The sequence below is a fragment of the Actinomyces sp. oral taxon 897 genome (assembly GCF_002999235.1).
Classification (GTDB): Bacteria; Actinomycetota; Actinomycetes; order Actinomycetales; family Actinomycetaceae; genus Actinomyces.
Window position 1 is genome coordinate 173,486 of sequence record NZ_CP027236.1, and the last position, 26,013, is coordinate 199,498.

Annotated in this window: 22 protein-coding genes; 19 read left to right on the plus strand and 3 right to left on the minus strand. The window is 70.4% G+C overall.

The window, feature by feature from the left end:
- Positions 1 to 10: 10 nt before the first annotated feature.
- Positions 11 to 1,750, minus strand: coding sequence for a sodium:solute symporter family protein (locus C3V41_RS00705; RefSeq protein ID WP_106108679.1), 1,740 nt, complete (start codon positions 1,748 to 1,750; stop codon positions 11 to 13).
- A 228-nt stretch (positions 1,751 to 1,978) separates the two neighbouring features.
- Between C3V41_RS00705 and pyrH the strand changes: the two genes are divergently transcribed.
- The 9 genes from pyrH (at position 1,979) to C3V41_RS00750 (ending at position 11,481) form a co-directional block, all read left to right on the plus strand.
- Complete coding sequence (pyrH, locus tag C3V41_RS00710; protein ID WP_106108680.1) at positions 1,979 to 2,728, plus strand: UMP kinase; 750 nt, start codon at positions 1,979 to 1,981, stop codon at positions 2,726 to 2,728.
- Positions 2,729 to 2,819: 91 nt separating this feature from the next.
- A complete protein-coding gene (gene frr / locus C3V41_RS00715; RefSeq protein ID WP_106108681.1) occupies positions 2,820 to 3,377 on the plus strand; it encodes a ribosome recycling factor in 558 nt (185 codons plus the stop codon).
- 40 nt (positions 3,378 to 3,417) lie between these two features.
- A complete protein-coding gene (locus C3V41_RS00720; protein WP_254423628.1) occupies positions 3,418 to 4,356 on the plus strand; it encodes a phosphatidate cytidylyltransferase in 939 nt (312 codons plus the stop codon).
- Between the two features lie 81 nt (positions 4,357 to 4,437).
- Entirely contained in the window at positions 4,438 to 5,691 is a 1,254-nt protein-coding gene (rlmN, locus tag C3V41_RS00725) for a 23S rRNA (adenine(2503)-C(2))-methyltransferase RlmN (protein WP_441299711.1), read from the plus strand.
- Complete coding sequence (locus C3V41_RS00730) at positions 5,688 to 6,230, plus strand: DivIVA domain-containing protein (protein WP_106108682.1); 543 nt, start codon at positions 5,688 to 5,690, stop codon at positions 6,228 to 6,230. Before rlmN ends, C3V41_RS00730 begins: the two co-directional genes overlap by 4 nt.
- Before the next feature lie 11 nt (positions 6,231 to 6,241).
- Complete coding sequence (gene dxr / locus C3V41_RS00735; protein WP_106108683.1) at positions 6,242 to 7,552, plus strand: 1-deoxy-D-xylulose-5-phosphate reductoisomerase; 1,311 nt, start codon at positions 6,242 to 6,244, stop codon at positions 7,550 to 7,552.
- A gap of 4 nt (positions 7,553 to 7,556) precedes the next feature.
- Positions 7,557 to 8,873, plus strand: coding sequence for a M50 family metallopeptidase (locus C3V41_RS00740; protein WP_106108684.1), 1,317 nt, complete (start codon positions 7,557 to 7,559; stop codon positions 8,871 to 8,873).
- A 391-nt stretch (positions 8,874 to 9,264) separates the two neighbouring features.
- A complete protein-coding gene (locus C3V41_RS00745) occupies positions 9,265 to 9,756 on the plus strand; it encodes a nodulation protein NfeD (RefSeq protein WP_129591438.1) in 492 nt (163 codons plus the stop codon).
- Positions 9,757 to 10,038: 282 nt separating this feature from the next.
- A complete protein-coding gene (locus C3V41_RS00750) occupies positions 10,039 to 11,481 on the plus strand; it encodes an SPFH domain-containing protein (protein WP_106108686.1) in 1,443 nt (480 codons plus the stop codon).
- A 66-nt stretch (positions 11,482 to 11,547) separates the two neighbouring features.
- Here C3V41_RS00750 and C3V41_RS00755 read toward each other — a convergent pair whose 3' ends face one another.
- On the minus strand, positions 11,548 to 13,512 hold the full coding sequence (locus C3V41_RS00755; RefSeq protein WP_106108687.1) for a solute carrier family 23 protein: 1,965 nt from the start codon (positions 13,510 to 13,512) through the stop codon (positions 11,548 to 11,550).
- A 59-nt stretch (positions 13,513 to 13,571) separates the two neighbouring features.
- On the opposite strand from C3V41_RS00755, the gene C3V41_RS00760 reads away from it, so the two are divergent.
- Positions 13,572 to 13,907, plus strand: a complete 336-nt coding sequence (locus C3V41_RS00760) for a hypothetical protein (protein WP_129591439.1) — start codon at positions 13,572 to 13,574, stop codon at positions 13,905 to 13,907.
- A 71-nt stretch (positions 13,908 to 13,978) separates the two neighbouring features.
- Positions 13,979 to 15,346 carry an alpha/beta hydrolase gene (locus C3V41_RS00765; protein WP_254423629.1) on the plus strand — a complete coding sequence of 456 codons (1,368 nt, stop codon included), beginning with the start codon at positions 13,979 to 13,981 and terminating at the stop codon, positions 15,344 to 15,346.
- Here C3V41_RS00765 and C3V41_RS00770 read toward each other — a convergent pair.
- Positions 15,269 to 16,012, minus strand: a complete 744-nt coding sequence (locus C3V41_RS00770) for a FadR/GntR family transcriptional regulator (RefSeq protein WP_106108689.1) — start codon at positions 16,010 to 16,012, stop codon at positions 15,269 to 15,271. The two genes, C3V41_RS00765 and C3V41_RS00770, sit on opposite strands and share 78 nt — an antisense overlap.
- Before the next feature lie 183 nt (positions 16,013 to 16,195).
- Between C3V41_RS00770 and C3V41_RS00775 the strand changes: the two genes are divergently transcribed.
- The 8 genes from C3V41_RS00775 to C3V41_RS00810 all read left to right on the plus strand — a co-directional run bounded on the left by C3V41_RS00775 (position 16,196) and on the right by C3V41_RS00810 (position 25,836).
- Positions 16,196 to 17,806 carry an ABC transporter substrate-binding protein gene (locus C3V41_RS00775; protein WP_106108690.1) on the plus strand — a complete coding sequence of 537 codons (1,611 nt, stop codon included), beginning with the start codon at positions 16,196 to 16,198 and terminating at the stop codon, positions 17,804 to 17,806.
- 186 nt (positions 17,807 to 17,992) lie between these two features.
- On the plus strand, positions 17,993 to 18,958 hold the full coding sequence (locus C3V41_RS00780) for an ABC transporter permease (protein ID WP_106108691.1): 966 nt from the start codon (positions 17,993 to 17,995) through the stop codon (positions 18,956 to 18,958).
- A complete protein-coding gene (locus tag C3V41_RS00785; protein WP_106108692.1) occupies positions 18,958 to 21,108 on the plus strand; it encodes a dipeptide/oligopeptide/nickel ABC transporter permease/ATP-binding protein in 2,151 nt (716 codons plus the stop codon). The genes C3V41_RS00780 and C3V41_RS00785 overlap by 1 nt, the downstream gene beginning before the upstream one ends.
- Complete coding sequence (locus C3V41_RS00790; protein ID WP_106108693.1) at positions 21,108 to 21,926, plus strand: ATP-binding cassette domain-containing protein; 819 nt, start codon at positions 21,108 to 21,110, stop codon at positions 21,924 to 21,926. The genes C3V41_RS00785 and C3V41_RS00790 overlap by 1 nt, the downstream gene beginning before the upstream one ends.
- Before the next feature lie 423 nt (positions 21,927 to 22,349).
- On the plus strand, positions 22,350 to 23,270 hold the full coding sequence (locus tag C3V41_RS00795) for a dihydrodipicolinate synthase family protein (protein WP_106108694.1): 921 nt from the start codon (positions 22,350 to 22,352) through the stop codon (positions 23,268 to 23,270).
- 141 nt (positions 23,271 to 23,411) lie between these two features.
- On the plus strand, positions 23,412 to 24,413 hold the full coding sequence (locus C3V41_RS00800) for an ROK family protein (protein WP_106108695.1): 1,002 nt from the start codon (positions 23,412 to 23,414) through the stop codon (positions 24,411 to 24,413).
- Between the two features lie 39 nt (positions 24,414 to 24,452).
- Entirely contained in the window at positions 24,453 to 25,142 is a 690-nt protein-coding gene (locus C3V41_RS00805; RefSeq protein ID WP_106108696.1) for an N-acetylmannosamine-6-phosphate 2-epimerase, read from the plus strand.
- A gap of 412 nt (positions 25,143 to 25,554) precedes the next feature.
- Positions 25,555 to 25,836, plus strand: a complete 282-nt coding sequence (locus C3V41_RS00810) for an HU family DNA-binding protein (protein ID WP_106108697.1) — start codon at positions 25,555 to 25,557, stop codon at positions 25,834 to 25,836.
- The last annotated feature ends 177 nt before the right edge of the window (positions 25,837 to 26,013 follow it).

Consider the following 26,013-nt stretch of genomic DNA (forward strand, 5'->3'; position numbering starts at 1 on the left):
GTCTCCCTGGTCAGTGGAAGATGGTGTTGAGGAGGAGGACGAGGGTGGCCGAGCAGATCGCCAGGGGGACCGGCTGGCGGAACCAGGCGAGCTCGGCGCTCTTGGGGTCGGCGCGGTGCTCCTTGGGGGTCAGGGAGTAGACGAAGCCGACGAGCTCGGAGTCAGGCTTGGGCCTGGTGACCAGCGAGACCACCACCGTCACCACCAGGTCCGTGGTGAAGGCCGCACCTGCCGCCAGGAAGGCCAGGCCCTGGCCCGGGAGGTTCAGCAGGTGCGTCCAGTGCAGGATATTGAGGGTCAGCGCCGCCAGGGTCCCTGAGACCAGGCCGATCCAGCCCGCGGTCGCCGTCGCCCGCTTCCAGAGCATGCCGACGATAAAGGTCGCGAAGAGCGGAGCGTTGAACATGGAGAACAGCTGCTGGAGGTAGTCCATGAGGTTCTCGAACTTGGAGGCGATGAACGCCGTGAGGATGGCGGTGATAGTGGCGAACGCCGTCGCGAGGTGCCCGATCCTCAGGTAGGTGGCGTCATCGGCCTTCTTATTGATGTAGCCCTCGTAGAGATCCACGGTGAACACCGTGTTGAAGGCGGAGATATTGGCTGCCATACCGGCCATGAAGGAGGCCAGCAGGCCGGTGATCGCCAGGCCCAGGAGCCCGTTGGGCAGCACGTCACGCATGAGCAGCAGGACGGCGTCGTTGTAGGTGGCGCTGCCTGCCGGGGCCTCGGTGCCCGCGATGGTCAGCTGCTTGAGGTCGATGACCTCCCTGACCAGGACGGCTGCCACCATGCCGGGGATGATCACCAGGAACGGGACCAGCATCTTGGCGAAGGTGCCGATGATCGGGGCCGAGCGCGCCGAGGAGATGGAGTCCGCCGCCATGGCGCGCTGCACCTCCACGAAGTTGGTGGTCCAGTAGCCGAAGGAGAGCACGAAGCCCAGGCCGAAGACGATGCCGATCACCGACAGGACGGGGGAGCCGAAGCCGGACAGGAGCAGACCGGGCCAGGAGTGGAGCTGGGCGGCGGGGTCGGCGTAGGTGCCCTGGGCCCCGGACACCGCCTGGGTGACCTTCTCGGTGAGCCCCTCCCACCAGCCCACCCGGTGCAGGCCCAGCAGGGTCAGGGGGAGTAGGGCCACGATAATGACGAAGAACTGCAGGACCTCGTTGTAGATGGCCGCCGACAGCCCGCCTAGGCTGATGTAGGAGAAGACGATGACGGCGGCCACGACCAGCGCCACCCACAGCGGCCAGCCCAGCAGGCGGTTGATGATCGAGCCCAGCAGGAAGAGGTTGACCCCGGCGATGAGCAGCTGGGCCAGGGCGAAGGCGATCGCGTTGATCAGGTGCGCCGTGCTGCCGTAGCGCTTGAGCATGAACTCCGGCACGGAGCGGACCTTGGAGCCGTAGTAGAAGGGCATCATGACCAGCCCCAGGAACAGCATGGCCGGGATGGCGCCGATCCAGAAGTAGTGGAAGGTCGGCAGGCCGTACTTCGCCCCGTTGGCGGACATGCCCATGATCTCCACGGCGCCGAGGTTGGCCGAGACGAAGGCGATGCCGGTCACCCAGGCGGGCAGGGAGCGGCCCGAGGTGAGGAACTCGTTGGAGGAGGAGGTTCGCATCTTGGCCATGAAGCCCACGGCGATGACGAAGCCGAAGTAGATGACGATGGGGAAGTAGTCGTACCAGCGGGCGTCCAGGCGGATGGAGGATGCTGCTGGCAGCAGTAAGGGGTAGAGGGTCATGGGTAGGCTCCTGCGGTAGGGACGGCGCTCGACTGTGAGTGCCTTCACGTAGCCTAGTGGCTGGCTGGGGTTTCATCCACCGGTTCGGGGGACCTCCTTCGGCCAGACGACGGGTGGCCTCCCGTCCGTGATGACGGCGGTCAACCAGGTAGTCTCTGACAGGTAGTGCGAGCGCGAGCGTGCGCGCGACCGTACCCCAGGCCGCGGACTGACGTAAGGAGACCCGTCATGACTCAGACCCCCCAGACCGATACGTCGCGCCGTCCGCGTCGTGTCCTGCTCAAGCTCTCTGGTGAGGTCTTCGGAGGCGGCAGCGTGGGGCTGGACGCCGATGTCGTCTCCGACGCCGCCCGGCAGATCGCCCAGGCCGTGCTCCAGGGGGTCCAGGTGGCTGTCGTCGTCGGCGGAGGCAACTTCTTCCGCGGTGCCGAGCTCTCCTCCCGGGGGATGGACCGCGCCCGGGCTGACTACATGGGCATGCTCGGCACCGTCATGAACGCCCTGGCTCTGCAGGACTTCATTGAGCAGGCAGGCGTGCCCGCCCGGGTCCAGACCGCGATCGCCATGGGGCAGGTCGCCGAGTCCTACATCCCGCTACGTGCCATCCGTCACATGGAGAAGGGGCGCGTGGTGGTCTTCGGGGCGGGGGCGGGCCTGCCCTACTTCTCCACCGACACCGTCTCGGCCCAGCGTGCCCTGGAGACCCACTGCGAGGAGCTCCTGGTAGGCAAGAACGGGGTGGACGGGGTCTACACCGCCGACCCGCGTACCCACCCCGACGCCGTCAGGCTGGAGCGCCTCTCCTACGACCGGGCCCTGAGCGAGGGGCTCCAGGTCCTGGACGCCTCCGCCTTCGCCCTGTGCCGTGACAACGGCCTGACCATGCGGGTGTTCGGCATGGGCGGACGTGGGAACATTACCCGGGCCCTGCTCGGGGAGAAGATCGGTACCCTCGTGTCGGTCACCGGCGAGGCCTGAGCCCCGACCTCGGTGGCCCCACCTGCCACCACCCTCAACTTCCCGCGCCCGGCGCGGTCCCACCTACCAACCACCAGTGCAAGGAAGACCAATGATCGAAGACGTCATGCTTGAGGCCGAGGACAAGATGGAGCGTGCCCTGGAGGCCGCCAGGGGCGAGCTCGCCGCCATCCGCACCGGTCGCGCCAACCCTGCCATGTTCAACGGCATTATGGTGGACTACTACGGCGCCCCCACGCCCCTCCAGCAGCTGGCCTCCCTGACCATCCCCGAGGCCCGCACCGTGCTCGTCAGCCCCTTCGACCGCTCGGCCATGAAGGCAATCACCACCGCCATCCGCGAGTCGGACCTGGGGGTCAACCCCACTGATGACGGTACCGTCATCCGCGTTACCCTGCCGGCGCTCACCGAGGAGCGTCGTAAGGACTACGTCAAGCTGGCCCGGACCCGGGCCGAGGAGTCCCGGGTCCAGATCCGCGGTATCCGGGGCAAGGCCAAGAAGGAGCTTGAGACCATCAAGAAGGACGGGGAGGCCGGTGAGGACGACGTCAAGCGCGCCGGGCACGAGCTGGACTCCCTGACGAGGCGCTTCGTCGAGCAGGTCGACGCCGCCCTGGCCGCCAAGGAGGCCGAGCTCCTAGAGGTCTGAGCCCCGCCGCTGCCCCCGCCCCGACCCCCTGCTGCCGACCGTGACCGTCCTGAGAACGCTGCTGACCCCGCCGCCGACACGCAACCACGCCCCCCTGCCCTCCACCGGGCGGGCAGGGCGCAACCTGCCTGCCGCCGTCGGGGTAGCCGCGCTGCTTATCTCCGTGATCCTGGCCTCGCTGCTCATCGACAGGGTCTTCTTCGTCGGCCTGGTGGTGGTCGCGGTCTGTGCCGCCCTGTGGGAGCTGGCCGGGGCCCTGGCCCGCAAACGCATCCGCCTGCCTCTGGCCCCTCTGTGGCTGGGCACGGTCGGCTCAGCCGTCTGCGCCTGGAACGTCGGGGCGGAGGCGGCCCTCGGCGCCTACCTGGCCACCGCCGGGGCCTGCGTCCTGTGGTGCTTCCTGGACCAGGCGGAGGCTGAGACCGGTACCGTGCTGGAGGTCTCCGGGCACGACGTCCCTCGTACCGACGCGCACGACGCCGTCCGCCGCGCGCGCTCGGTAGCCGCCTCCGCCTCCGTCCTGGCCGCCACCTACCTGCCGCTCCTGGCCTCCTTCGCCCTGCTGCTGGTACGCCAGGACCACGGGGTCGGCAAGGTCATTACGCTCTTCGCCCTTCCGGTGGCCAATGACACCGGCGGGTGGTTGGCTGGTATCACCTTTGGCCGGCACCCCATGGCCCCATCGGTCTCGCCCAAGAAGTCGTGGGAGGGCTTCACGGGCTCCATGGTGGCCACGGTCGCCGTGGGCGTGCTGTGCGTGTGGGTACTGGACGGGCCACCGTGGGCGGGCGCCGTCCTGGGTGCCTGCGTGGTGGTGGTGGCCACCCTGGGGGACCTGGGGGAGTCGCTCCTCAAGCGAGACCTGGGACTCAAGGACATGGGTACCCTGCTGCCCGGCCACGGTGGCATCCTGGACCGGTTGGACTCGATCCTGGTGACCGCGCCCCTCGTCTACCTTTTCAGCCTCGCCGCCTGGTGAGCGCTCCGCCGCCCCTGGCAGGGCAGGATCCGTCCTCCCCGCCGCTTCAAGCGCCTCTTAACTGGAAGGAACCTACCGCCCGTGAGCACCTTCTCCGCACGCCGCGGCCCCCAGGGCCTCGTGCTGCGCCGCCCCGTGCCCGATGGGGTGCAGGTCATGCCCACGGACCAGCCGCCGGAAGGGGCCAGGAGTCCCGACGCCAGACCAAGGCTCTCCCTCGCCGTACCCCCTACCCGGGGCAAGGCCCCCAGGCACCTGGCGGACCTGGACCTGGCTGGGCGCAAGTCGGCCCTGCGGGCCGTGGGCCTGCCGGCCTTCCGCGCTGACCAGCTGTCGCGCCACTACTTCACCCGGTTCACGCGGGACCCCGCTGACATGACGGACCTGCCCGCCGCCCAGCGCGGGCAGCTGGCCGCCGAGCTCCTGCCCGACCTCATCCACGAGGTGGTCGCGCTCAAGGCTGACGGGGGGCGCACCGTCAAGGAGCTGTGGGAGCTGCATGACGGCGTGCGGGTGGAGTCGGTCCTCATGGGCTACCGGGACCGCACCACCCTGTGCGTCTCCAGCCAGGTGGGCTGCGGCATGGCCTGCCCCTTCTGCGCCACCGGCCAGATGGGGCTGACCCGCAACCTGTCCACCGCCGAGATCGTGGAGCAGGTGCGCCACGCCGCCCAGGTCTCGGCCGCCGGTGGGCTGGGGGGCAGACCCTCCCGCCTGTCCAACGTGGTCTTTATGGGCATGGGCGAGCCCCTGGTCAACTACAGGAACGTCATCGCCGCCCTCCACCGGCTCATCGACCCCGCTCCTGAGGGGTTCGGGATGAGCGCCCGCAGCATCACCGTCTCCACCGTGGGCCTGGTCCCCCTCATCAGGCGTCTGGCGGGGGAGGGGATGCCGGTGACCCTGGCGGTGTCCCTGCACGCCCCGGACGACGAGCTACGCGACGCCCTCATCCCGGTCAACTCCAAGTGGAAGGTCGGTCAGCTCCTGGACGCCGCCTACGACTACTTCCAGGCCACCGGGCGGAGGGTCTCCATCGAGTACGCCCTCATCAAGGACATGAACGACCACGCCTGGCGCGCTCAGCTCCTAGCCGACGAGCTGGGCCGCCGGGGCAGGGGGTGGGCGCACGTCAACCCCATCCCGCTCAACCCCACCCCGGGCTCTATCTGGACGGCCTCCACCCCGGCGGCGCAGGAGACCTTCGTGGAGACCCTGCGGGCCGCGGGCGTTACGACCACCGTGCGGGACACGCGCGGCAGCGACATCGACGGCGCCTGCGGCCAGCTGGCCACCGAGGCGCTCAACCAGAAAAGTTCCAGGAGGAGCAGATGAGCGACATGTTCCCCAGGGCCTCACGCCTGCGGCCGGGGTACCAGCGTGAGCAGGTGGACCGCTACTTCACGACCGCCCACGAGATCTACGACGCCGGGGAGTTCGAGGAGATGGACTCCGAGGGCGTACGGACCGTCGCCTTCGACATTGTGCGCGGGGGCTACGACCCCGACGCCGTGGACGCCGCCCTGGACCGCCTGGAGACCGCCTTCCTCCAGCGCAAACGTCAGAACTTCGTGGCCAACGAGGGGCGTGAGGCCTGGATGAGCCAGGTGGCCCAGCTCGCCACCACCCTCTACCCCCGCCTCCTGCGTCCGGCCGGGGAACGGTTCGCCCCCGCCAAGGACGGTTACAGCCGTGAGGAGGTCGACGACCTCATGGAGCGTGTCGCCGCCTACTTCGACTCAGAGGCTAAGCTCACCTCCACGGAGGTACGGGGGGCTACCTTCACCCGGGCCCGTGGCCGGAACGCCTACGACGAGGCCAGTGTGGACCGCTACCTGGCCCGTGTCGTCGAGGTCCTCCTGTCGGTGGAGTGAGAGGGGCTGTCATGAGTAGTCGCACCAGGGAGGGCGCGGAGGTGGGGACGCGCCGTCTGGTCCTCCTGGGCTCTACCGGCTCGATCGGCACCCAGGCCCTGGAGGTGGTCGAGCGCCTGGCGGCTGACGGCCTCGCTCCCCAGGTGGCAGGTCTGGCAGCTGGCGGAGGACGCCTTCCTCTCCTGGCGGAGCAGGCGGTTCGTCTCCGGGTTCCTGTCCTCGCCGTCGCCTCGCAGGCCGACGACGTAGCGGAGCGTCTCCGTCACGAGCTCGCCCACGCGGCGCTACGGCTAGGACGACCGGATCCGGTTCGTACCGTCCTGACCGGACCGCAGGCTGCCGCCGAGCTCGTCGAGGCCACCGGGGTGGAGCAGGAAGGGGACACGGTCCTCAACGGCGTCACCGGCTCCGTGGGCCTGGGACCGACCCTGGCGGCCCTGCGCAGCGGGGCCCGCCTGGCCCTGGCCAACAAGGAGTCCCTGGTGGTGGGCGGGGCCCTGGTCAGGGCGGCACTGGCTCGCCCCGGGCAGGTGGTCCCGGTGGACTCCGAGCACTCGGCGATCGCCCAGGCCCTGGCCAGCGGCCGCCACGAGAAGGGGCTCACCAGCCCCACTGTTACCGGTCGTTCCGAGGTACGGCGCCTGGTCCTGACCGCCTCAGGGGGCCCCTTCCGCGGGCGCGGCCGAGCCGACCTGGCGGGGGTCACCGCCGCCCAGGCGCTGAACCACCCCACCTGGGCCATGGGCCCGGTCGTCACCGTCAACTCCTCCACCCTGGTCAACAAGGGCCTGGAGCTCATTGAGGCCCACCTGCTCTTTGACGTCCCTGCCGACGACATCGTCGTGGTGGTCCACCCCCAGTCCGTCGTCCACTCCATGGTGGAGTTCACCGACGGCGCCACCATCGCCCAGGCCTCCCCGCCGGACATGCGCCTACCGATCGCCCTGGGGCTGACCTGGCCCGCGCGTCCCGACCTGGGCGGCCTGGTCACCCCCAACAGCTGGGCGGCCCCCCTCTCCTGGGACTTTGAGCCCCTGGACGAGGAGACCTTCCCGGCCGTGTCCCTGGCCCGGCAGGCCGTGCGCGCCTCCGCCACCCACCCCGCCGTCCTCAACGCGGCCAACGAGCAGGCCGTGGCGGCCTTCCTGGCAGGGCGCCTGGAGTGGCTGGATATCGTGGAGGTGGACGCCTCCGTCGTCAATGAGCACGAGGGGCTGACCGACCCGGATCTTGAGGACGTCCTGTCCGTGGAGCGGTGGGCCCGTCAGCGCGCCGAGGAGATTATCGCCCGCCGTAGCAGCACCCCGTCAGACAGGAGATGACCACGTGAACCTCGCCTACGTCCTCGGGATCGTTGTCCTCATTATCGGGATCGGCCTGTCCGTGGCCCTCCATGAGCTGGGGCACATGATCCCGGCCAAGTGCTTCGGGGTCAAGGTCCCCGAGTACTTCATCGGCTTCGGGCCCAGGCTGTGGTCCTTCCGCCGCGGTGAGACGGAGTACGGCATCAAGGCCATCTGGCTGGGCGGGTACGTCAAGCTCGTGGGCATGCTGCCTCCGGAGAACCCGGCCCGTCCTGACAGGCGCCGCAAGGACGGCAGCCCGGGCATGGTGGCCGAGTCGCGTGCCGAGGCCCTGGAGGAGATCACCCCCGGTGAGGAGGACCGGGCCTTCTACCGTCTGAGCGTGCCCCGCAAGCTCACGGTCATGGCGGGGGGCATCCTGACCAACCTCGTCCTGGGGATCCTCCTGCTGGCCGTGTCCCTGGGCGTCATGGGCCAGATGGGCTACACCACCACGGTCTCCACGGTGGCGCAGTGCCTCCCCGCCAACGTGGAGACCACGGACCAGTGCCTGGCGAGCGACCCCACCAGCCCCGCCCTGGCGGCCGGGATACAGGTCGGGGACACGATCCGGTCCTGGAACGGTACCCCGGTACGTACCTGGAAGGACGTCCAGGCCCAGATCGCGGCCTCCGGCACCGCCCCGACCACCGTGGTGGTCGAGCGTGACGGCAAGGAGATCCCCCTCCAGGTCACCGCCACCCAGGTGGAGCGAACCGTCTACGACGCCTCCGGGCGGGCGGTGACCAACGCTGACGGGGCCCCTGTGACCCGGCTACGGCCCTACGTAGGGATCTCGCCGACCGCCGGGAGGGTGCGGGTGGCACCCTCCGAGCTGCCGGGGGTCCTGGCCGGGGCCGTCACCAGCACCGTCAAGGCCATTGTCACCCTCCCCTCAGGGCTCTACCACGCGGTATCCGCCGGGCTGGGGCACGAGCAGCGCAGCACCAACGGCGTGGTCGGCGTGGTGGGCATGGGCCGGATCGCGGGGGAGGTCTCCAGCGCGGGGCCCGCCACCGTGCCCCTGTCGGTGCGTATCTCCTCCATGCTCGGCCTGCTGGGCTCGCTCAACCTGGCCCTCTTCGCCTTCAACCTCATCCCCCTCCTGCCGCTTGACGGCGGGCACGTGGCGGGAGCCCTGTGGGAGGGGGCCCGCCGGCGCTGGGCGCTGGCCCACGGGCGCCCTGACCCCGGGCCGGTGGACACCGCCCGGCTCCTGCCCATTGGCCAGGTGGTTTTCGGGCTCCTCATTGTCATGGCGGTGGTCCTCGTCTGGGTGGATATTGTCGCGCCCGTCTAGACTCCGCGACGCACTCCCTGGCCCCACGGCGGCCGGGATGGTCTCGCTGCGGTCCGGGTGACGAGGGTGTCGCGCGCCCTGGTCCCGCCCTCCCGCCTGGTCCCGGGGCAGGGCTCCAGGGCGTCGGGGCGGTCCAGCCCCGATCACGCCCTCCCGCCTGGTCCCGAGGCAGGGGCCCGGGGCATCAAGATCAACGCCCAGGGGTGGCGCCCTCCCGCCTGGTCCCGGGGCAGGAAGGTCCGGGACCAGGCGGCAGGGCGGGAGGTGGTGCGTTGGCCCCGGGCGCCTGCACGCTGCTGGTCTGTGGGGTACTGGTGCCGCGGGCCTGTGCCAGCGGTCACCATGGCACTATGATTATGGGCACCACACCGGTCCCGTCCCAGAGGTTCGCATGACGCTCGTGTTCATCTGTCTTCTCGCGACAGGCCTAGGCCTCCTGGTGCTCACCAGCATCCTGGACGACTTCCTGAGCTTCCTCTTCGACGGGGTCACCCCGGCCCTGGCCACAGGACTGGGCGCCACCGGAGCCATTGGCCTGATCGGGGTCTCCCTGACCGGTCTGACTGACCCCGTCCTCATGGCCGTTGCCGCCTCGGTGGGGCTGGCCAGCGCCGTCGGGACCGTCTGGGGGTGGCACCGTCTGCGGCGGGTAGCCACCGCCGTACGCGCCCTGCCCCAGACCGAGGAGCTCATTGGGGCCGACGCCCGTGTCCTGTGGTGGCGCGGCACCACAGGCAAGGTCCTGGTCGTCTCCCCCCGCGGGGACCAGTACCAGCTCACTGCCACCGGTGAGACGGACCTGAGGTCCGGCGCCATGGTCACGGTGACCGCCACGGCCCAGGACGGCGTCGTCGTGACCAATCTGAGAGCCCTGCCCTCCTAGGGACCTCTCTTGTACCTCGTGGTCGGGAACCTGATCGTGTCAGAGGGCCCTGTCCTCCTCGGGGCCCCTTCCTTTCCGAGCGGCTCCGCTCCTCGGCCTCTTTCAAGTGCCACAGACCCTGGCCCCTGTTCCTGCGGTCTTCCGCGACACGCGCAGTACGACCTTATGACGTCAGTGTCCCGGCCACGGGGGCGGAGCGGTCTCCCGCGACACACACTGCGGCCCCTACCCTTATTGCTTGTCGGTTGCTAGAATACGACTCTCATCACACAAGGAGCACACATGGAGTCTATTGGAACACTCTTTTTCGGCGGGCTTGGTATTGTCCTCCTCGTCCTCCTCCTGTCGTGGTTCGTTGCCTCACGCTTCGTGGTCATCCAGTCCAACGAGGTGGGACTGGTCTCCGGTAGCGCCAAGACAGGGGACGTGACCATTATCCTGCCCGGTGGTCGGGACTTCGTCTGGCCGATCTTCCAGCGTATCCAGTTCCTGCCCATGACCCAGCAGACCGTGGCGCTGTCGGTCACCGGTGAGGACGCCAATAAGATCAATGTCTCGGTAGGCGCCGTCGCCGCTATCAAGGTCGGGGACAACGAGGCCGCGATCCGGGCGGCCGCCCAGCGCTTCCTGGGTGTGGCCCAGGCCGACGCCGCCATCGCCCGGGCCGCCACCGAGGCCCTGGAGGGGACGCTGCGCTCCATCGTCGGCAATATGACGGTCTCCGACCTCATCTCCGACCGGGCCCTTCTTCAGCAGCAGGTCCTGGAGGGCGCCGAGTCGGCCCTGGCGGTCATGGGCCTGGTCATTGACACCTTGCAGGTCAACCGCATTGAGGACGACCGGGGCTACATTGCCGCCCTGGGCCAGCCTGAGCAGGAGCGTGTCCTGCAGGAGGCGCGGGTGGCCAAAGCCCGTAACGACCGCATTGCCAACGAGGCCGAGGCCACCAGCAAGAAGGCTATCGCGGAGGCCAACCGTGACCTGGAGGTGGCCAAGGCCGCCCTGAAGAAGGAGATGGACACCGCCGCCGCCGAGGCCCAGGCCGCCGCGCCCCTGGCCAAGGCCCGCAAGGACCGTGAGATCGCCGAGGAGAAGCGTGCCACCGCCCAGGCCGAGGCCGAGCTGCGTGAGCGTGAGCTGGACACCGAGGTCCGCAAGCCTGCTGACGCCGCCCGCTACCAGCGTGAGCAGGCCGCGGCGGCGACCAGGACCGAGCAGGTCGCTGCCGCCCAGGCCGCGGCCGAGCGAGTGCGCCTGGAGGCCCAGGCCGCGGCCGAACGGGTGCGCCTGGAGGCCCAGGCCGGGTCTGAGCGGGTGCGCCTGGACGCCGCCGCCCGCGCCGAGGCCACGGCCCTGACCGCCCGCGCCGAGGCCGATGCCGTGGAGGCCCGAGGCAAGGCCGAGGCGGCTGCGACCGCCGCCAAGGGTGCCGCCGAGGCCGGGGCCACCAAGGCGATGGCCGAGGCCATGGAGCTCTACGGTGAGGCCGCCAAGGCCAAGCAGGCCCTGGACATCCTGCCCGACGTGGTGCGCGCCTACGCGGAGCCCATGAGCGCCATTGACGGCCTGACCGTGGTCTCCGCCGATGGTGCGGGCAAGGTCACCCAGATGGGCGCCTCGGTCCTGCCCCAGGTGGACGCCCTGGTCAAGACCTTCCTGGGGAAGTCCGTCTCCGAGCTGGTCACCGGTCAGGCCCAGGACGAGGCCGGTAGCGACGTCGCCTGATCCCCTCGACGGCGGGGCCGGGTGGCGCTGTGCCACCCGGCCCCGCCGGCTGCAGGCGCCGTGCCGTCAGTCGAGCTGCTCCAGGCTCCGCACCCAGGCGGAGCGGACAGGGTTGGCGTCGGCCATGAGGACGTCGAAGCGCTCGTCGGCGATGTCAATGACCTCGCCCAGGGCCACCCTGGCCTCGCGGGCGGGTGAGGACTCCACCCTGGCCCAGCCCCGCGCCATGAGCGTCTCGCGGTTGGCCACCCGTGAGACGCACATGACCAGCGGGCGGGAGAACCTCTCGTGGTAGGCGGACCCCAGGGCGCGCAGCTCGGCCGCCTGGGCGTCGTCGAGCTCCCCCAGGGCCAGGGAGGCGGTGTCCATGTGCGCCTGCTGGTCGCCCCCGGGGGCGTCCTGGCTCAGGAGGAGGTCCACGATGTCGGTGTAGCCGGCCATGAGGGCCTCCTGCTCGGTGGGGGAGGCGGTCAGGACCACGTCCTCGAAGGCCTGGCGCAGCTCGGCCGCGGAGGTGAAGGGACGCTGCCCGGCCACGCGCTCAGCCGGCCAGGTGGCGCCCACGTACATGCTGCCGAAGGCCTCCACGAAGGTGGCCTGGTCCATGGCGTTGACCTCCTCCAGGCTCACCGCCCGGCCCCTGACCACGGCCACGTCCGGTCCCGCCTGGCGGCCGACGTGGAAGAAGAGCAGGTTGAGCACAATGGCGGTGATGGAGCCGATGGTCACCCCCGAGCCGAACAGGATGGCCAGCCAGTCGGGGACCATGGTGGCCATGTCCGGCTTGAAGGTCACCAGCAGGGCCAGGCCGATGGAGGTGGACACGATCGTGGCGTTGCGGTTGTCGTGCAGGTCGACCTTGGCCAGGGTCTGGAGGCCCACGACGGCGACGTTGGCGAACATCACCAGGCTCGCCCCGCCAATGACCGGTGTGGGGATGGCGGCGACGACGGCACCGGCCTTGGGCAGCACTCCCAGGACGATCATAATGGCGCCCGCGGCGGTGACCACCCAGCGGGACTTGACCTGCGTGAGGCGCACCAGGCCCACGTTCTGCGCGAAGCAGGTGTAGGGGAAGGAGTTCAGCACCCCGCCGAGCACGGTGGACAGCCCGTCGGCACGCAGGGCGGCGGCAATGTGCCGTGAGGTAATGCGCCTGCCCACGATCTCACCGGTGGCGAACACGTCCCCGGTGGTCTCCACGGCCGTGACTGCCATCACAATGAGCATGGAGACAATACCGGTCAGGGGGAAGGCCGGTACGCCGAAGAAGAAGGGTGTGGTCACGCTCACGGCGTCGGCCTGGGACACCTGGGAGAAGTCGGTGTCTCCCAGCGCCCAGGCCACGGTGGTGGCGGCGACCAGGCCGACGAGGACCGAGATGGTCCCCATGAACCCCTTGAAGACCCTCTGGACGAGGACGATCGTGGCAATGGTGCCCAGGGCGTACAGGAGGCCCTTGATGGTCAACCAGGCGACGTCGGACCTGCTGGAGCCCTGGGGGGCGTAGGTGCCCCAGTTGACAATGTCCCCGGCGGAGACGCTCAGCAGGGTGGTGCCCATGACGGTCAGGAGGGTGCCGGTGACCACCGGGGGGAAGAAGCGCAGCAGCCTGGCGAAGAAGGGCGCCGCGAGGAAGGTCGCCAGGCCGGCGACGATAATCGAGCCGTACATGGCGGCCAGGCCCGCGGTCCCACCCGCTCCCGGGGAGGCCGCCAGGCCGATGGCGATGAGCGGGGAGACGGCGGTGAAGGTGACGCCCTGGATGAGGGGCAGCCGCACCCCGATCCTGGGGCCGAGCCCGGCGGACTGGACGATGGTGGCAATGCCGCAGGTGAACAGGTCGGCGTTAATGAGGTGGATCGTGGTGGCGTCGTCCAGGCCCAGCCCCTGGGAGATGACCAGGGGGACGATCACGGCCCCGGCGTAGAAGGCCAGGACGTGCTGGACGGACAGGACCGCAAGACGCTTGACCGCCGGGACGGCGTCGACCGGATCCTTGACGGCGGGGGCCGCGGTGGGACGAGACATAGGGCTTCCTTGTGGAGGAGCAGGAGGTTGACCACCGCATTCTCACCCTTGCGTGTGCTGTGGGTGAAGTCGTCGGCGCCGGGTGGGTGCGGACGGGCGCCGTGCGGGCCCTGCCGCAGGTCGGCGACCAGCTCGCGGTAGCCCTCTCCGCCCGTGGGCACCGTGCGGGCCCTGCCGCGGGGGCGGGGCCTGGGATTGAGGAGGCCTACTGCGAGCTGGCGGCCCGGCGGATCCTGTCGGGGCGGGGCCTGGGCCGCGAGGTGGTCCGCCGTCGGCACGGGCCCAGCTACGTGGACGGGGATCCGGGGGTGCGGCTCGAGCCCTCCTCGGGTGCCGAGCCCCCGGCTACGTGGACGGGATCCGGTAAGGCCCCGTCGTGGGGACGGGGCCCCTAAGGACGGCGACGCCGGGGCCTGGCGCGGGCCCGCGGTGGGGGAGGGGAGCGGGGGTGTGCCATAGTTCCCCTGTGTCTGGTACCCCGGTACGTCCTACCCGCGACGACCTGCCCCGTCCTCCCTACGACAGCGCGACCGCCGCGGTCCTGGCCGCGCTCGAGCCGCTGGGCTTCTGGCGCGAGATGACCGTGGACAACCTCCCGGCCTGGCGCTCCCCCGTGGAGGACTCCCGGGCCGCCTTCCGCAGCGCCCACCCCGGGACCGACCTGACCGAGGACCACCTGACCTCCTTTGACGGCGTCGAGATACCGGTAGCCGTCCTGCGCGACGGGGCGCGGGGGGCCGACGACGGGGCCCAGGGGGAGGGCCCGGCTACCGGCCGCCGCGGTGACCCCGGGCACGGTGGCGACTCCAGGCACGGTGACCCCGGGCGCCGTGACGGCCTGCCAGCCCACAGGCCCGGTGACGGCCCACTGGCCCAGGATCCCGGTGGTGACGAGCCCGGTGACGGCCTGCCGGCCCAGGGGCCCGGTGACGGCCTGCCGGCCCAGGAGCCCGGCCCGCTCTTTGTCTCCCTCCACGGGGGCGGGCTGGTCATGGGCAGCCGCTACAGCGGCCTGCGCACGGTGGTGCCCTGGATGCGCCGCTACGGGGGCGTCGTCGTCAGCCCGGAGTACCGTCTGGCCCCCGAGTCCCTGTCCCCGACCGCGGTGGAGGACTGCTACGCCACCGTGTGCTGGGCCGTGGACAACGCCGCCGCCCTGGGAGCCGACCCTGGGCGGGTCGTCCTGGTGGGGGCCAGCGCGGGCGGGGGGCTGGCACTGGGGGTCCTCCTCATGGCGCGCGACCGCCACGGGCCCCAGGTCCTGGGGGCCCTGGCTGACTACCCCATGCTGGACGACCGCACCGGCCAGGAGGACGGGTCGGTCTCCGGGCTCCAGTACCTGCACCAGGGCACCTGGCCCTCGGCCTACAACAACGTCGCCTGGGAGGCGGCCCTGGGCCAGCGGCGGGGGACCGGGGCCGTCAGTCCCTACGAGGCCCCGGCCCGGGCCACCTGGCTCGGCGACCTGCCGCCGGTCTTCCTGTCCGTGGCCTCGGCCGAGCCCTTCCGCGACGAGGTGGTGGCCCTGGCCAGCGCCCTGTGGCGTGACGGCGGGGTGGCTGAGCTCCACGTCTTCCCCGGTGGTACCCACGCCATGGAGGAGGTCAGTACCACCTGGCTCGCCCGGGGCCTGGGGGCGGCCCGTGACGCCTGGGTCGAGCGGCTCCTGGTCCCCGAGGATCCGGGGACCAACCTCCTGGCGGTGGCCCGGGCGGGGACCTACCCGGCCCTCAGCGAGCAGGTGCTGGCAGGGGCCTCACCCCTCGCCCAGGGCCCGCTGGAGGGGCTCGAAGTGCTCCACCACGGCGCTGCGGTAGGCCTTGACGTCCCCTGACCGGGCGGCGTCGAGCATGGCCCGGTGGGCCCTGGCGGTGGTGATGATGTCAGCGGGGTGGGGGGCGTCCAGGAGGGGGATCGTCAGGGTGTGGACCGTCCAGAAGGCGTCCGAGAGGTGGCGGAACAGGTGGTTCTCCAACGGGCTCAGGAGCTGGTTGTGGAAGGCCCGGTCCTGCTCGACGAAGGTGTGCCCGGCGGCGGCACGGTCCTCCATCTGGGTCACCAGGGACTCCAGGGACTCCAGGGCCTGGTCCTGGCGCCCCTTCCAGGCCTGCGTCACCCTCTCGGCGATGGCCAGGTCCAGGGTGAGGCGGACCTCGACGATGTCGCGCAGGCCCCGGTAGTCGTCACCGGGGTGCAGCAGCCCCCGGAAGACCAGGGACTCCACCATGGGGCGCATGGAGACGTCGCCGACGAACATGCCGTACCCGTGACGGACCTCGACAATGTCCAGGGCCACCAGGGTGCGCACCGCCTCGCGCACCGAGGAGCGTGACACGCCCAGGTCGGTGCACAGCTGGGACTCCGTGGGCAGGAAGTCCCCCGGCTGCAGGTGCGAGGTCAGGATGTAGTCCTTGATCGCCTGGATGGCGGTGTCCGCCTGGGTGGTGGGTGCATGCGTGAGCACGGTGTAGGCGCTGCCCGGTGTCTCCGTAGGGATCATGGTGATCGTAACTCCGTTGTTATACCGCGGTTTAAGGATGCGTCGGGTGCCGACGCGCCAAGCCCGTATGACCTGAACCACCATCTGGTCAGGAGTATATGACAGGTGGTCAGACGTCCTCGGGCCTGCTACAGTCATCCTACCAACGTCAGACATAAGACGTCCGACTTCAGGAGAACTTCAATGACGATCTCACCTGCTTCCGCCTCCCGCCGCGACTTCCTCAAGGTATCGGGGGCCCTGGGCCTGGCGGCCGGGCTCGCCGCGACGCTGGCCGCCTGCGGTGGCAGCCAGAAGCCCACCGGCACCGGCACCGGGGCGGATCCCTCCAAGATCAACAAGGACGGCACCATCACCGCCGGTATCTCGTATGAGCTGGGCACCACCGGCTACGACCCCATGATCACCTCCGCGGCCCTGACCATCGCGGCCAACTGGCACACCCTGGAGGGGCTGACCGAGCTCCACCCCGCCACCCGCGAGGTCTACGCGGCCCTGGGCGCCGAGCTGCCCAAGAAGGTGGACGACACCACCTACGAGGTCACCCTGCGCGACGGCGCCAAGTTCTCCGACGGCACCGCGGTGACCACCGACGACGTCGTCTTCTCCTTCGAGCGCGTGCTCGAGCCCACCAACAAGTCCACCTACCTCCAGTTCCTGCAGTTCGTGGCCAAGGTCGAGGCCAAGGACGCCACCACGGTCACCATCAAGCTCAACTACCCCTTCTCGCTGGTGGCCGAGCGCCTCAGCGTGGTCAAGATCGTCCCCAAGGCCGTCGTCGAGGCCGACGCCAAGGCCTTCGACCTCATGCCCACCGGCTCGGGCCCCTACAAGATGACGGACAACAGCGCCGCCTCCCAGAACATCGTCTTCGAGCGCAACGACCACTACAACGGCCCCCACCCGGCCCTGGCCAAGACCATGACCTGGAAGGTCATGCCCGACGACACCACCCGCACCAACGCCATGACCTCGAGCAAGGTGCAGGCCATTGACGCCGTGCCCGCGGCCAACCTCAAGCAGATGAAGGCCCCGGTGACCGTGGCCGCCCAGCAGGGCTTCAGCCTCCTGTTCGCCATGTTCAACCACTCCACCTTCTCTGACCCCAAGGCCCGTCAGGCGGTGATGTACGCCCTGGACTACGTCAAGATCTGCGAGACCGGCATGTCCGGGCTGGCCACCCCCGCCACCTGCTTCGTCCAGGACGGCCACCCCGCCTTCAGGCAGGCCAAGACGGTCTACGGCTACGACGCGGCCAAGGCCAAGTCCCTCCTGTCCGAGGCCGGGGTGACGAGCCTCAGCCTGCTGTGCACCAACCACGGCTGGTTCTCCTCGGCCCGCCCGATTATCAAGGAGAACCTGGAGGCCCTGGGGGTGAGCGTCGCCTACGACGAGAGGAAGTCCGCGGACGCCTACCAGCTCATTGACGGCAGCCAGGGGCCCTGGGACGTCCTCATCGCCCCGGGTGACCCCTCGGTGTTCGGCAACGACGCGGACCTGCTCATGCGCTGGTGGTACGGCACCGACCTGTGGACCGAGACCCGTATGCACTGGAAGGGCTCGGAGTCCTACACGGCCATCCAGGCCCTGCTGGACGAGGCGGTCAGGCTCGAGGGTGAGGCGCAGGTCGCCAAGTGGCAGGAGATCTTCGACAAGCTCTCCGAGGACGTGCCGCTCTACCCGATCTTCCACCGCAAGACCCCCACGGCCTACGACTCCCAGACCTTGTCCGGCTTCAAGCCGATCGCGCTGACCGGCCTGTCCTTCGTGGACGTGGGATCGACCACGGCCTGACCCGGGCCCTGGCCGGGAGGCCTGGAGCCAGCGGGGGCGCGTCGCACATGTGACGCGCCCCCGACTTGTATTCGGACGTCAGACATCAGACAATAGGAGGGTGAGTACGCCCGACCGTCACCGGCCGGGCACCTACCGGCCGGCCACCCCTGAGGTGGCGGGGCACCGAAGCAAAGGAGCATTCCTGTGTCCAACCTCATTCGCCTGATCGGACGGCGCCTGCTCGCGCTGCCGGTCATGGTGCTGGGTGTGACGCTTCTCGTGTTCGTCGTCATGTCGTTCTCATCGGCTGACCCCGCGCGCCTGGCGCTGGGGGAGGCAGCCTCTGCGGACGCCCTGGAGCAGTACCGAGTCGCCCACCACCTCAACGACCCACTCCTGCAGCGGTACTGGGACTACCTCACGGGGCTGGTCCACGGTGACCTCGGCTCCTCCTTCACCGGGGTCAGGATCTCCGACCTGGTCTCCTCGGCCTTCCCCATCACCCTCCAGCTGACCTTTATCGGCATCTTCGTCGCCGTCATCCTGGCCACCGTCCTGGGCATCGTCGCCGCCCTCTACCGCGACCGGTGGCCTGACCAGGTCATCCGCGTCATCTCCATCGCCTGCCTGGCCACTCCCTCCTTCTGGCTGGCACTGCTGCTCATCCAGTGGTTCTCCGACGTCCCCGGCGGCACCGGGACCTTCCCCGCCCTGGTCTCCGACTGGGTCTCCTTCAGCGACGACCCGGGCACCTACGTCCGCCAGATCTTCCTGCCGGCCCTGGCCGTGGCCGTGCCCAACGCCGGGTCCCTGACCCGCGTGGTGCGCACCGCCATGGTCGAGGAGCTGGACCGCGACTACGTGCGCACCGCCATCGGCGGGGGCATCCCCAAGCACGTGGTGGTGGCCCGTAACGTGCTGCGCAACGCGCTCATCACCCCGCTGACCGTGCTGGGCCTGCGTATCGGCTACGCCATGGGCGGCGCCGTCGTCATCGAGATCATCTTCAACATCAATGGCATGGGCCAGCTCATCTTCGACGGTATCACCCGCAATGACGTCAATATCGTCCAGGGCGTGTCCATCACCGTGGCGCTGGCCTTCATCCTCGTCAACATTGTCGTCGACATGCTCTACGTCCTCGTCAACCCACGAATCAGGAGCATCTGATGCTGCACCGTCGCACGCTGGAGAGGGCCTCCGCCCCCGGGCAGCGCTTCCAGGGCTGGAAGGCGCTCCCGACCGGCTCCAGGATCGCCGTCGTCGTCCTGGGCCTCATCGCCCTCGTCGCCCTCCTCGCACCCCTGGTCGCGCCCTACTCCCCCAAGGCCACGGGACTGGCCGCGGGACAGAGCACCACCTACATCGAGGGCATCGGTGAGGTCACCTCCTCCGACCCGGTCGTGGCCCCCTCCCTGTCCCACCTCTTCGGCACCGACGCCACCGGGCGAGACATCTTCTCCCGCGCCGTCTACGGCGGCCGGGTCTCCCTGGTCGTAGGGCTGTCGGCCACCGGCCTGGCCCTGGCCGTGGCCGCCGTCCTGGGGGCCGTGGCCGCCACGGCCCGCAAGTGGATCTCCGAGACCCTCATGCGCGTGCTCGACGTCGTCATGTCCTTCCCCGGGATCGCCCTGGCGGCCGTCCTGGTGTCGGCCATGTCCACGCGCCTGCCGATCCTGCCGGTGATCATTATCTCCATCGCGATCCTCTACGTGCCCCAGCTCACCCGCGTGGTGCGGGCCAATATCATCTCCCAGTTCGGTGAGGACTACGTGTCCGCCTCCAAGGTGATGGGCGCCTCCGTCCCGTGGATCCTGGCCAAGCACGTGGCCCGCAACTGCATCGCACCGATTATGGTGTTCGCCACCGTGCTCGTGGCCGACGCCATCGTCTTCGAGGCCTCGCTGTCCTTTATCGGTACCGGTATCCAGTCCGCCAACACCCCCACCTGGGGCAATATGCTCTCCGAGGGCAAGGCCCTGCTGCTGTCCGGGCACTGGTGGCCCACCTTCTTCCCCGGGCTGCTCATCCTCATCACCACCCTGTGCCTCAATATCCTCTCCGAGGGGCTGACCGACGCCATGGCCTCCCCGCGCATCAGGGTCAAGGTCGACGTCCAGGCCGACGAGGAGGCCATGGAGACCCAGGAGGCCTGGGACGACGCCGCCGACGCCGTGGCCTCCCACGTCAGGACGGCCCAGGGCGAGGTGGTCCGGGACAGGCAGGACGTCAGCTCCCTGACCGGGGTGGGCGTCCCCGCCGTGGAGGACGTCCCCCTGGCTGAGCGCCTGGCCTCCCTGCGGGTGGCCGAGCTGGCCCGCCGTGACCGCCTCGTCTACGAGGACAGCGGCGAGGAGCCGGTCCTGGAGGTCAAGGACCTGTCCATCGCCTTCCCCGCCCAGCACGGGGACGTCGATATCGTGGACCGCGTCTCCTTCTCGGTGCGTCCCGGAGAGACCATGGGGCTGGTGGGGGAGTCCGGCTGCGGGAAGTCCATCACCTCCATGGCGGTCATGGGGCTGCTGCCCCCCACCGCCCGTATGCGCGGCCAGATCCTCTTCAAGGGCCGCAACCTCCTGGAGATGAGCCCCGAGGAGCACAACGCCCTGCGCGGCCACGAGATGAGCATGATCTACCAGGACGCCCTGAGCTCCCTGAACCCCTCCATGCTCATCCGCTCCCAGATGAAGCAGCTCACCTCCCGCGGCGGGACCCGCAGCGCCGAGGAGCTCCTGGAGCTGGTGGGGCTGGACCCGGTGCGCACCCTGAGGAGCTACCCGCACGAGCTCTCCGGCGGGCAGCGTCAGCGCGTGCTCATTGCCATGGCCCTGACCCGTGACCCCAGCCTGGTCATTGCCGACGAGCCCACCACCGCCCTGGACGTGACCGTCCAGAAGCAGGTCGTGGACCTCCTCAACGAGCTGCGTGAGAAGCTCGGGTTCGCCATGGTGTTCGTCTCCCACGACCTGGCCCTGGTGGCCAAGCTGGCCCACCGCATCACCGTCATGTACGCCGGCCAGGTGGTGGAGCAGGCCCCCACCAGCGAGCTGCTGACCAACCCCGTCCACGAGTACACCCGGGGGCTGCTGGGCGCCGTGCTCTCCATCGAGTCCGGTTCCAACCGGCTCCACCAGGTGCGCGGCACCGTCCCCAGCCCCTCGGAGTTCGTCGACGGCGACCGCTTCGCCCCCCGTTCGGACCACCCCACCGTCGGGCTCCACACCCGTCCGAGCCTCAAGCCGGTGGCCGGCGCGGAGAACCACTACTACGCCGTCACGCCTGAGCTTGAGGCGGTCCTCGCCAAGGAGGAGGCCCACTGATGCCGGAGAAGAACAGCACCTGGACCCCGCAGGATCCCGTTATCGAGCTGCGTGGCGCCCACGTCGTCCACAAGTCACGCACCGGCAGCCTCCTGCGGCCTGACAAGGTCCACGCGGTCAACGACGTCTCCCTGACTGTGCGCCGTGGCGAGACCCTCGGCCTGGTGGGGGAGTCGGGGTGTGGGAAGTCCACCACCGCCCGCCTCATGGTGGGGCTCCAGGCGCCTACCGCGGGCGAGGTCTACTTCAAGGGCAGGAGGCTGGGGCACCGGGCGTCCGACCGCAGGGCCCTGGGGCGCTCGGTCTCCATGGTCTTCCAGGACCCGGCCACGGCGCTCAACCCCCGCATGGTCGTGCACGACACGCTCATTGACCCGCTCAACGTCCACGGCGTCGGCAGCCCCAGGGAGCGCGAGGCCAAGGTGCGCGACCTGCTCCACCTGGTAGGCCTGCCGCCCAGCGCCCTGGACGTGCTGCCCCGGCAGATCTCCGGCGGGCAGCGCCAGCGCGTGGCCATTGCCCGCGCCCTGGCCCTGGACCCGGATATTATCGTGGCCGACGAGCCCACGAGCGCCCTGGACGTCTCCGTGCGCGCCCAGGTGCTCAACCTCCTGCAGGACCTCAAGGCGAGCCTGGGCCTGGGTCTGGTGTTCATCAGCCACGACATCAACACCGTGCGCTACGTCTCCGACCGGATCGCCGTCATGTACTTCGGCAGGATCCTGGAGCTGAGCACCACCGAGGAGATCTTCGCCAACCCCCAGGAGGAGTACACCCGCACCCTGCTGGGTGCCGTGCCCTCCCTCCTGGACCGCTGAGACGACGGCGGACCTGGCGGTACCGAGTGGGCCCTGGGCACGGGGCCCGCTCGGTACCGCCAGGGGCCTGCGCTTACCAGGGCGGGTACGCGTACGCAGCGGAGCCGCGGCCGGTACCGCCAGGGCCCGCGGCTGCCGGCACCGGGCCCCGGTGCCCGACCGCGTCCCACGGCCTCGTGCCACCCCGCAGATCCCGCAGACAGTGCACGGCGCACCCGAGCTCGCCCCGGCGCCTTCGGCCCGGGCCCCCGCCACGACCCGCCGGATGTCGTGGACGGGGTGGAGGTCGCGGACGGAGCGCGGTCCGCGGTCACCGCGATGCGACCCGCCGTCCGCTGCTGGTGCCCCGGCACGGCATGTCTGGCATAATCAGATATCCGACGTCAGACGTCGGAAACACACTCGACGAGGAGAACTACTTCTATGGACACCCGCTTCACCGGCGTCATCCCCCCGGTCGTCACCCCCTTCACCGTCCAGGGTGAGATCGACCTCGAGAGCCTGGACAGGCTTATTGACGTCCTTATCGAGGGAGGTGTCACCGGCCTGTTCTCCATGGGCTCCACCAGTGAGGTGGCCTACCTCACCGACGCCCAGCGTGATGTCGTCGTGGGACGCACCGTCGAGCGCGTCGCCGGGCGCGTGCCCGTCCTGGTGGGGGCTATCGACACCACCGCCGGCCGGGTCGTGGAGCAGGCCAGGCGTGCCGCCGCCCTCGGCGCCGACGCCATCGTGTCCACCTGCCCCTTCTACGCCCTGAACTCCGAGGCCGAGTACGCCGCCCACTTCCGGGCCGTGGCCGCGAGCGTGGACCTCCCCCTGTTCGCCTACGACGTCCCCGTGCGCCTGGGCGGCAAGAAGCTCTCCCGCGACCTCCTGGTGGGCCTGGGAAGCGAGGGCGTCCTGGCCGGCGTCAAGGACTCCTCCGGTGACGACGTCGCCTTCCGCCGCCTGGTCATGGCCAACGAGGACGCCGGCCACCCCCTGGCGCTCCTGACCGGCCACGAGCTCGTCGTGGACGGCATGCTCCTGCTCGGGGCCGACGGAGTCGTGCCCGGGTACGGCAACGTCGAGCCCCGTGCCTACCGTGACCTGTGGGACGCCGCCGTCGCGGGGGACTGGGCCCGGGCCCGCCGGATCCAGGACGAGATCGCCCGGAACTTCGAGTGCGTCTTCGCCGTCACGGGCCGCTCCGGGGACGCCACCGGGGTCGGGGCCTTCAAGACCGCCATGGCGGCCCTGGGCACCATTGCCACCGCCACCATGGCCTTCCCCGTCGAGCCCCTGGAGCCCGCGAACGCCCAGGCCGTCCTGGCCGTCCTGAGGAAGAACGGGCTCCTGTAGGGCCCCTGCGTACGGCCCGGGCCGGGCTGTCCGCGCAGGTGGCGACCACGTAGCGGGGCGGTGCGCGCATCGCCGCCCCGCTACGCTGGGACCTGGAGCCAGACGCCCCACCCGGACACGGAATCGAGAGGACCGAAGGTCATGAGTACCACCGACGCCGCCCCGCCCCTCTCCACGCCCCTGGTCGTGGGGGTGGACCTGGGCGGGACCAAGATGGCGGCCGCCCTGGTCACCGCGGACGGCGCGCTGGCCGGCCCCCTGGCCTCCGTGCCCACCCCCGCCCGCAGCGGCCCGGAGGCGGTGCTCGACGCCATTGCCTCGGTGGTCGACACCGTCGTGTCGGTTGGCACCCACCAGGCCCCCGGCGCGCCGGTGACCGTCAGCGCCGTGGGCGTGGGCAGCGCGGGCGTGGTCAACGTCTCCACCGGCACGATCGTCTCGGCCACCGACGCCATCACCGGCTGGACCGGCACGTCGGTCGCCACCGGGGTCCGCTCCCGCCTTATCGCCCAGGGCTACGGGGACATGCCCGTCCACGTCGAGAACGACGTCGACGCCTACGCCGGGGGAGAGGCCTGGCTGGGCGCCGGACGCGACGCCAGCTCGGTCCTGGTCGTCGCCGTGGGGACCGGGGTGGGCGGGTCCGTGGTCATTAACGGCACCACCGTGCGCGGCGCCCACTACGTCGCCGGGGAGATCGGGCACGTCCCCGCCCCGGGGGCCGAGAACGAGATGTGCACCTGCGGGCGCCGTGGCCACCTGGAGGCCATTGCCGCAGGCCCCCAGATCCACCGCCGCTACCTGGCCGCGGGCGGGGACCCGGAGGTGGCCAACGCCTTCGAGGTCGAGCAGCGGGCCGACGCCGGGGACCCCATCGCCTCCCTGGTCTACCGTGACTCCGCCATCGCCCTGGGCAAGGTCCTGGCCGGGGTGGTCGCCGTCCTGGACCCCGAGCGCGTGGTCCTCTCCGGGGGCCTGGCCCGCGCCGGGGAGCTGTGGTGGGCGCCCCTGCGCGAGACCTTCCGCGCCGAGCTCATCGACCCCCTGGCGGACGTACCCCTCGTACGCGCCGAGCTGGGTACCAACGCCCCCATTATCGGCGCCGCCCGCGGCGCCCTCAGGCTCCTGGGCGCCACCGCCTGAGAGCGCCCGCCGGGACCCCCCACTGCCAAAGGAAGACACATGACCAGCCTCCACCCCGTCCTCGCCGCCCTCAAGGGGGGCCTGATCGCCTCCGCCCAGGCCTACCCCGGTGAGTCCATGCGCGACCCCCGTACCATGGACGAGGTCGCCCAGGCGTGCGTGGCCGGGGGCGCCGTCGGCATCCGCGCCCAGGGCCTGGCGGACCTGGCCCTCATCAACCAGCACGTGGACGTCCCCGTCATCGGCCTGTGGAAGGACGGCCACGACGGCGTCTTCATCACCCCGACCCTGTCCCACGCCATTGCCGTGGCCGCTACCGGCAGCCAGATCGTGGCCCTGGACGCCACCCGGCGTCCCCGCCCCGACGGCCTGACCCTCGCGCAGACCGTCGTCGGCCTCAAGGACGTCTTCCCCGAGATCCTGGTCATGGCGGACTGCGGGTCCCTGGAGGACGCCCGGGCCGCCCAGGACGCGGGTGCCGACGTCATCGGCACCACCCTGGCCGGGTACACCGGGGAGCGGCCCCGCACCGAGGGCCCCGACATTGAGCTCATTGACCAGGTCGCCGCCATCGCCCAGGTCCCCCTCATCGTGGAGGGACGGGTGCACACCCCCGCCCAGGCCGCCCAGGCCATGGACCACGGTGCCTTCGCCGTGGTGGTCGGGACCGCCATCACCCACCCGACGACGATCACCTCCTGGTTCGTGGAGGCGGTCACCCGACGCTAGGACGTCGGGCACACAGACCTTGTGAGGCCGCCGGGTACGGCGGACCTTCTCAAGGGTGGGGAACACCGGTGGGGCGTGTCTGTCTGGACGCGCCCCACCGGCGTCCCGTCCCGGGGCCGTCCGGGCTCCACGTAGCGCGTTCCCGGGGCCGGGTAGGGGGGCGCTGCGCCCCGTAGCGTGGGCGACCTGTGCAGGCCAGGTGGGGTCGGGGCGGGCGCCGGGGCGGCGGGGTACCCGCCGGGACGTGTGACTGGCGCTACGCTACGGTCCCTCCGGGGCGCCACCCGGGCCGTGATCCGCGTCCGCCACGCCGGGATAGGGGCGTCATACCTGGCAAAATGGACTTTCTGCGCATAACGTGACACCAGCGGCGCCGCCATCGAGGCGCCGACCGACTACCGAGAGGCAACACATGTCCGTCAACCGCACTGAGCTCATTGCCGCCATCGCTGAGAAGGCTGGTCTGACCAAGACCGACGCCGACACCTTCCTCGGCGCCTTCCAGGACGTCCTGGTGGAGAACGTCGCCAAGGGTGAGGCCGTCAAGATCACCGGTCTCATGGGGGTCGAGCGCGTCGAGCGCGCCGCCCGCACCGGTCGCAACCCGCGCACGGGCGAGGAGATCCAGATCCCGGCCGGCTACGGCGTCAAGCTCACTGTCGGCTCCGCCCTCAAGAAGGCCGTCCAGGCCTGAGCCCCACCCGCGTCCCTGACGCGGTCCGGCAGCGCGCCACCCAGCGGTGGCGCGCTGCTCTTATTGGCCCTACCTCCTCCCGCGCCAGCGGCCCCGACCCCGTCCTGGCCGTGGTGCCCGACGGCGGCCAGGGCGGTGGGGCGGCCGGGGCGGTCCTGACGCCACCCCGGACCGCGT